This is a genomic window from Rhodococcus sp. 1163 (assembly GCF_002091985.1).
GTDB lineage: Bacteria > Actinomycetota > Actinomycetes > Mycobacteriales > Mycobacteriaceae > Rhodococcoides.
Genome location: NZ_MKKX01000025.1, coordinates 1 through 6621, shown reverse-complemented (window position 1 = coordinate 6621; position 6621 = coordinate 1). Strand labels below are relative to the sequence as shown.

The following is a 6621-nucleotide window of genomic DNA, read 5'->3' as shown; positions in this document are numbered from 1 at the left end:
TGAACCGTCCCGGGTTTGATGCCGCTTCGTTCTTTGTGAAGGATGAAGCACATGTCGAAGCGTTACCCGGCCGAGCAACGTGAGCGTGCGGTGAAGATGGTCCTCGACCACCTCCACGAGTACAACTCCGTCTACGGCGCATGCAAGGCAATCGGACCGAAACTGGGTGTCGGCGCGGAGTCACTCCGGCTCTGGACACGCCAAGCTCAGATCGATGCCAACCAAACTCCCGGTGCAACGACCGAGGAGCAACAGCGAATCAAGGAACTCGAGCGTGAGAACCGAGATCTCAAGGAAGCCAACGAAATTCTGAAGTCGGCATCGATTTTCTTCGCGAGGGAGCTCGACCCTCGCCGCCGCAGATAGTCCAGTTCATCGATCAGATGCGTGCACAGAACTACCGGGTCGAGTCGATCTGCCGCGTGCTCACCGAGCACGGCGTGCAGGTCGCCCCACGCACGTACCGCAACTGGAAGAGCGCACCACCATCGGCCCGCACGATCTCCGATGCGTACCTCACCGCCGCGCTCCGCGACACGGTCGGCGAACCTGAAGAGCTCTACGGCCGCCGCAAGATGTATCGCCACCTGCGCAGGAAGGGCCATAGCGCGGCTGCCTGCACAGTCGACCGACTGATGGGCGACGAGGGTATGTCCGGCGTTGTCCGAGGCAGGCGGCACCGCACCACGATTCAGGGCGGTAAGAATTCCACACGGGCCCCTGACCTGCTCGACCGTGATTTCACTTCCGAGGCCCCGAATCGGAAGTGGGTCACCGACTTCACGTACACCAGGACGTGGGCGGGGTTCGTCTACGTCGCGTTCGTCATCGACTGCTTCTCCCGAGCGATCGTCGGTTGGCACGCCTCGACGGTCAAAGACACCACTATGGTCACCACCGCGTTGAAGATGGCGCTGTGGCGACGAGATCACGGTGGACACCGCGTCGGACCCGGCCTCATTCATCACAGCGACGCCGGCAGCCAATACACCTCGATCGCGTTCGCGGAAACGCTTGTGCTCGAGGGCATTGCGGCATCGATCGGAAGTGTCGGAGATGCCTACGACAATGCGTTGGCGGAGAGCACAATTGGGTTATTCAAGACCGAGGCGGTATCGAAGCGGAGCCCGTTCCTGAACGGGCCGATGAAGACCATCGACGATGTCGAGTTTGCTACGATGGGGTGGGTCGACTGGTTCAACCAACGCCGACTCCACAGCACCCTCGACTACCTCACACCAGAAGAGTTCGAGGAGGTCTACTACAGTCAAGAATCGGCACTCCGCCCGGAGATGTTGCAAGCGTAGGAGCGGCAAGAAACCCGGGACGGTTCACTCTGCCCCTGTGTCGAGCAGTGGCTGAGTCCCGAACGTTCCGTACCTATCTGGGACTCGTTGGCGGCAGCCGGATCCGGGCGCTCGCGCTGCACGAATGGAACACCCGCGTCAACGCGGCACTCCTCCACGGCTTCGCTTACCGCGAGGTTGGCTACGCAACATGTACAACCGCGCACTGCTCGGCGCTCGTGCTCACCGTGACAACCACTGGACCGACACGCGATCCGCAGTGCTTTGTTTCCACACGCCACCCGAACACATGCCGATCTGAGAAAAGCCCGCTGGGCCGCCCGCGGACCCAGCGCACCACCCGGAGGAGTGAAAGCGAACCCCGCTTAGCGCCAGCTTGGTGACTGGCTCAGCTCCCTGAGCCTTGAATTGGTTTGTGCAGCCGGTCCGATACTCCAAGCCCAGACCCCGCCAAGTAACCTGCTACGTCCTTGCCCTCAAAGTGTTCGGCCCAGGAAGTGAATGTGGGCTCGGATCGCCAGCCACAGGCTGCGCAGATCGTTGATTCCGAGAATCCTTCATTGATTTCGTCATGCTGGATGTCCTCGTCGAGTCGGTAGGACTCGCACTTCGGGCAGCGCTGCGGATCGCCCACCTCAAGCCTGCGAATGAGCCTGCTAAAAGTGCCAATCAGATGCGACGTGGCATCCAAAACGAGATCGGCGTCAATCGGTGTCGCGTTCCCATTGTGCTGCAGCCAGACAGTCAGATCCCAGGTCTTGTCAACGAGAGACTTCAGGTAGCTGCGCAGCCGACCCTCTGCGAGTCGTTCCGCAAAGATGTTGGCCCATCCTTTGAAGTCAGCGGCTTTCGGAGGCTCGTGCACATCACCGACCCAGGGTGCGTCAAGGTGCGTTTTCGCAAGCGCGATGAGTGCGTCCCTGCACTTGATACCGACGGATTGAAAATCTTCCGACTCGGACGCCTCATTCATCGTCTCAAGGGCTTGACGGAATCGGCGCCAAGAACCGGAGACATGCTCTTCCTCTTCCTCGTCGATGTCGGCGCGGCTCCGCTCCGCCATGAATACGCCCAACCCGAGGTGGAAGATCAAGGCCTGTTCCACTTCAGGAAAATCCGTTTGCAGGTACAGGTTCGTTGGCTCCGTAATCACCCACCAACGGGTCGACTCGCAGTGCACGTCGTAGAGGTCATGGATACGGCCCACCATCCGCCGCGAACCAATCTTCTGGACGAGACCAGCTTGATCACCCTCAGGGGACTGGCTGTTTACGTAATCGCGAATGTAGCGCTCATCGTGTTCTGTGAGTTCAGCCATGTGCGATCCCCCCCGGATTCTGCGACTTGTAGGTCCGATGTTCCAGTACAGCCGTTGTGCCCGGGCTGTCCCCCTCGCTCGGCAATCCAACGGGCCAACGGCGGTGCTCGTCAAGGAGGATGCCAGACTCGCCGCGCAAATCATCTTCGACGCGCTCACCCTCGTCGGCAACCGACGGTATCGTGGGCACCGTCTTTTCGGATCTCCATCTACGAAGCGACAGATACTACGTGGTCGACCTGCACGGCCGACGAGGTGCTCTCACCGCGGGTGAATATGATGGAGGTGCCGGCATAGGGGTCGGCCAGCACTCACGTGCAGACGACGCATCCACTGGATCGGTCCGTGGCGACGATGTCGGTCAGATCTCGGTGCATGGCGTCGCTTCTCGTGTCGCATCCGTTGTCGCCAACGTCGACGGAGACGTCATCGGACCAGGCCACCCGAACAGATCTCGGGCGTAGCCGGTCTTGCGTGCACGGCCTTCGACGGCGAGAGTTGCTCTAGTCCTCCACTCATACGTAAAAAGTCTTCACAAAGATAAACGAAATCCTCATGAATGGAACGGCGACCACAGCAACCTGATTGAAGGAGCGAAGACGATTCTATCGATTACCACCTAGAACGAACTACCGCAGCTAAAGAAAACATCGACAGCGGTACCGCCCAAAGCGTTGCCGCGTAGATCGACTCCTCTGGCTCGCCAGCTATACACACCTTCGTCACGACCGGAGCCGTCTTGAAGCATCAGCTCTTCGACGAGCTGAGCTACGAGATGAACAAGGCAGTCAACGACCAGGAGCAAGCACGCATCGAAGCTCTTGCCGATGACGTGTGGTCTCGGGACACGAGCGGCGGCTCGCGCCAATCCAACTGACAGGTGCGTCTTGCCGACCCCGGGCGGACACCGAGGGCGCTCGTCAGATTTACTGTCGGATGGCTCTGGCATGCTGTGCCGCGACAGGACCGGCCTGTACGTGACCAGTGAACAAGGGTGAGCGATGCGGGCTAGCGAGACAGGTTTGGTTGGATCTGCCGGCGAACTGGAAGTGGCGAAGCAGTTCGTCGAGCTGGGGTGGGGCGTTGCACCCAATCCAACTGAACACGACCTTGGGACTGATCTGTGGGTCGCCGCCCGCGATGCTCGCCGGTTCGATTTGGGATCGTTGCTCGGAGTTCAGGTCAAAAGTGGAGATTCTCAGTTCGATTCGGCCGTGCGCGATTCAGCTGGTCAAGTTGAGGGCTGGTGGTACCGCGAGTCCGACGGCGATCACATCGACTATTGGCTCAATCACCAGGTTCCGCACATCATCGTTCTTCACCATCTCGATACCGGACAATCGAACTGGGTGCACGTCACACCCGACAGAATCGTGTCGACGGGTAAGGGCTACAAGATCTTGGTGCCGGCTGCCGCCAGTGTCGCGCCGGCCCATGCAGAGGCGCTAGTGGAGATAGTGACCGCTGGGCGGTCTCTGCCGCGATGGGATGGCAGTGCGTGGACCGGAGCTGAGCACATCCTCAAGCACGAGCGCTTGCGTTACGCACTGCTGACGCCGCGCCTTGTTGCGCCCCATCCGAACCTCCACATCACAGCAATGAACGCAGTAGAAGCCATAGCACTGCTCGTGAAGATGCGCCGCGAGGATCTCGAACCTGACCGACGTCGCAAGACCGCAGCGCCAATCCTAGACGAATGCAAGGACTCTCCTGACTGGCAATGGCGGTTCTACGCAGCACTACATGACATTCTCGTGTCCGGTGCGACTGACAGCATCGACGACCTCGAAAACTTGATCGCCACTGCCCCCAATCCCGCTGATCGAGCCGCCGCGACCGCGGCCACCGCAGCTCTGCTGGTCGAGCAAGACCAAGCCGTAGAGGCGCTCAAGGTGCTCGAAGCCGATATATCACGTGACGAGGCCACGCCGGTAGACCACGCCTGGCTGACCGTGCACCGCGCACGAATCCTGGCGGAAACCGGTCGGCTCGACGACGCGCGAGCCGAGGCGACCGAAGTTCAGGCGCTCCGCCAGACACACCCACACGACCCAACCGCCCTGGCGATAGCCAGCGCCGCTACAAACCTCATCTTCGATGTGAGCGATTGGAACAGCCAGGACCTGGCCGAAACGATCACGAGCCGAGATACACATGCCTCATGGTGGCGCACACAGGAAGTCGCATCCGGCCTGCAACACACCGCCGACGAATCGTTCGCGCGGTGGGCATCTCGACGAGGAAAGTCCCGACAAGCCAGCGATGGCGCGTGGAACCATCTCCGTGCCGCATCCCTGATCGCAGGCTTCTCGGCGGACCACAACACGTGGCGGTACTCGTACGCACAACTTGCCAAGCGCACAGCCACGGTCAGTTCTGACCCTGGTGACGCAGGCGCCGCACTGTCCGCACTACGGACGTCTGGCGATGTCGATGCAATTAAGCAGGCCGTCCCCCACCTGCTCGACGTCGGACCAACCTCAGCGGTCAAGGACACCGCCGAATCCATTGACCTTGCCCGCTCGACCCGCACCACTCTCGACGCCAATCTCGAATTGATGATCCATTCCGCCGATGTACTCAGCGAAATCACCGCAGACCGCTGCATCGACTGGGCACTCGACACGCTCCCCGATCCAGTCTCCAAGACCGGATCAATCATCAACAGCTTCCACTCCATACTTCGTATACACAATCTGATCGCCGCCGTCGCGCCTGCCGCCTCGCCCCGCGCGATCGACGACGTCATATCAAAGGTCACCGCTGCACCCGAAATGGACGATCAAGCAATGGCACACGAGTACGCCAAAATCTTGCGATCCATACCAGAAGACGCCTGGACGCCCCAACAGCTCGACGCCCTCGCAAGCCGCGCAGCCAGTACAACTGACAACTTCGAGTTCACCGAAGCGGCAACAGAAATACTGGCGGCGCACGATACCGGCACACGCACCGAACTGATCGCCAAGATCGCCGCCGGTGATCTCAGTGCGCTCCACGCATACGGCGATGTTCGGGACCTCCCCTCCCCCACAGTCGAATGCCTCACCGCTGCCCTCGAAACACAAATCGCACAACAGATCGAAGACCTCACGAAGGGCCACAGCACGATAGCCACCACCAGCACCGCAGCCACACTGATCCTGCTCAACGCATGGCACCCCGACCACGCACGATGGGCCCGAGTAATTGAATTACTACAACACTTCTCGGTATTCACGCAGCACCTCAAGGACCCCCTACAGGCTCTCCGCCGGCACGCAGCCAACATCCCCCAAGAGACCGCACAGACCCTCATCCCGATCCTTCGAACTCTCATGGCAGAAGCCCGGCCGGAGCACTTACTCTTCGGCGGCACGGACATTCGCAGCGACGCCGCCGCCGCGCTCGGAGCACTGGCCCCAGACTCATTGACGGACAAAGAATTATGGGCACTGCTGGCAGGTGACCCGAACAAACGTGCTTCGGCCGCGCTCGCCGTCGCCCAAAGAAACCCCGCCACAGCAATACATTCACTCACTGTCATGGCTCACGACACAGATCCATGGGTGCGGGCAGTAGTCGCCAATAGCCTGGCTCGCTGGATGGTGTCAGGGCAGAACAATGGGACCGCGGATGCGTTACTGACCGACATCCTGGACGCTGATGCAGGCACACTCGTGGCGCGGATGGTATCGGTCGCTCTACGCGAGACGCCGGTCAACGAAGCGACGCTCGGATTGGCAGAGAGGCTTGCATCGAGCCCTTCCGCAACCGTTCGAGCCGATGTACGTGCTGCACTTCAGCCACGATCGTGAACCGCGTGCCGATTTATGCACCGTGCTTGAAGGCCAGACATTCAATGTGGCGGCAGCGACGCGCAATCCGAGCAGATTCACGGAAGGCGGCCCGCAAACAGGCTGAAGTAGATCGTGTCCGACGTGAAAGGATTGCCGTGTCCCCGGCGAACGGGGCCATCATGTTTTAGAGTCTTGTTGCCCATGAGCTGGGCGGATA

5 protein-coding genes are annotated in these 6621 nt (G+C 60.5%); 4 read left to right on the top strand and 1 reads right to left on the bottom strand.

Annotated elements, in window-relative coordinates; genetic code table 11:
• The first annotated feature begins 51 nt into the window (after window positions 1–51).
• Window positions 52–1307, top strand: a protein-coding gene (locus tag BJD99_RS11410) for an IS3 family transposase (RefSeq protein WP_143542010.1) whose coding sequence is annotated in 2 segments (ribosomal slippage) — window positions 52–325 and window positions 325–1307 — 1257 coding nt in all. Because the reading frame shifts where the segments join, the coding sequence is not laid out codon by codon here.
• 388 nt (window positions 1308–1695) lie between these two features.
• Here the strand turns inward: BJD99_RS11410 and BJD99_RS11405 are convergent.
• A complete protein-coding gene (locus tag BJD99_RS11405; RefSeq protein WP_084346971.1) occupies window positions 1696–2625 on the bottom strand; it encodes a hypothetical protein in 930 nt (309 codons plus the stop codon).
• Between the two features lie 119 nt (window positions 2626–2744).
• On the opposite strand from BJD99_RS11405, the gene BJD99_RS21430 reads away from it, so the two are divergent.
• The 3 genes from BJD99_RS21430 (at window position 2745) to BJD99_RS11390 (ending at window position 6422) form a co-directional block, all read left to right on the top strand.
• Complete coding sequence (locus BJD99_RS21430; RefSeq protein ID WP_143542125.1) at window positions 2745–3089, top strand: hypothetical protein; 345 nt, start codon at window positions 2745–2747, stop codon at window positions 3087–3089.
• A gap of 275 nt (window positions 3090–3364) precedes the next feature.
• The gene (locus BJD99_RS20965; RefSeq protein ID WP_179142301.1) at window positions 3365–3502 is read left to right on the top strand and encodes a hypothetical protein; all 138 of its coding nucleotides are present in this window, start codon (window positions 3365–3367) and stop codon (window positions 3500–3502) included.
• A 145-nt stretch (window positions 3503–3647) separates the two neighbouring features.
• Window positions 3648–6422 carry a DUF4365 domain-containing protein gene (locus tag BJD99_RS11390; protein ID WP_179142300.1) on the top strand — a complete coding sequence of 925 codons (2775 nt, stop codon included), beginning with the start codon at window positions 3648–3650 and terminating at the stop codon, window positions 6420–6422.
• Window positions 6423–6621: the final 199 nt, after the last annotated feature.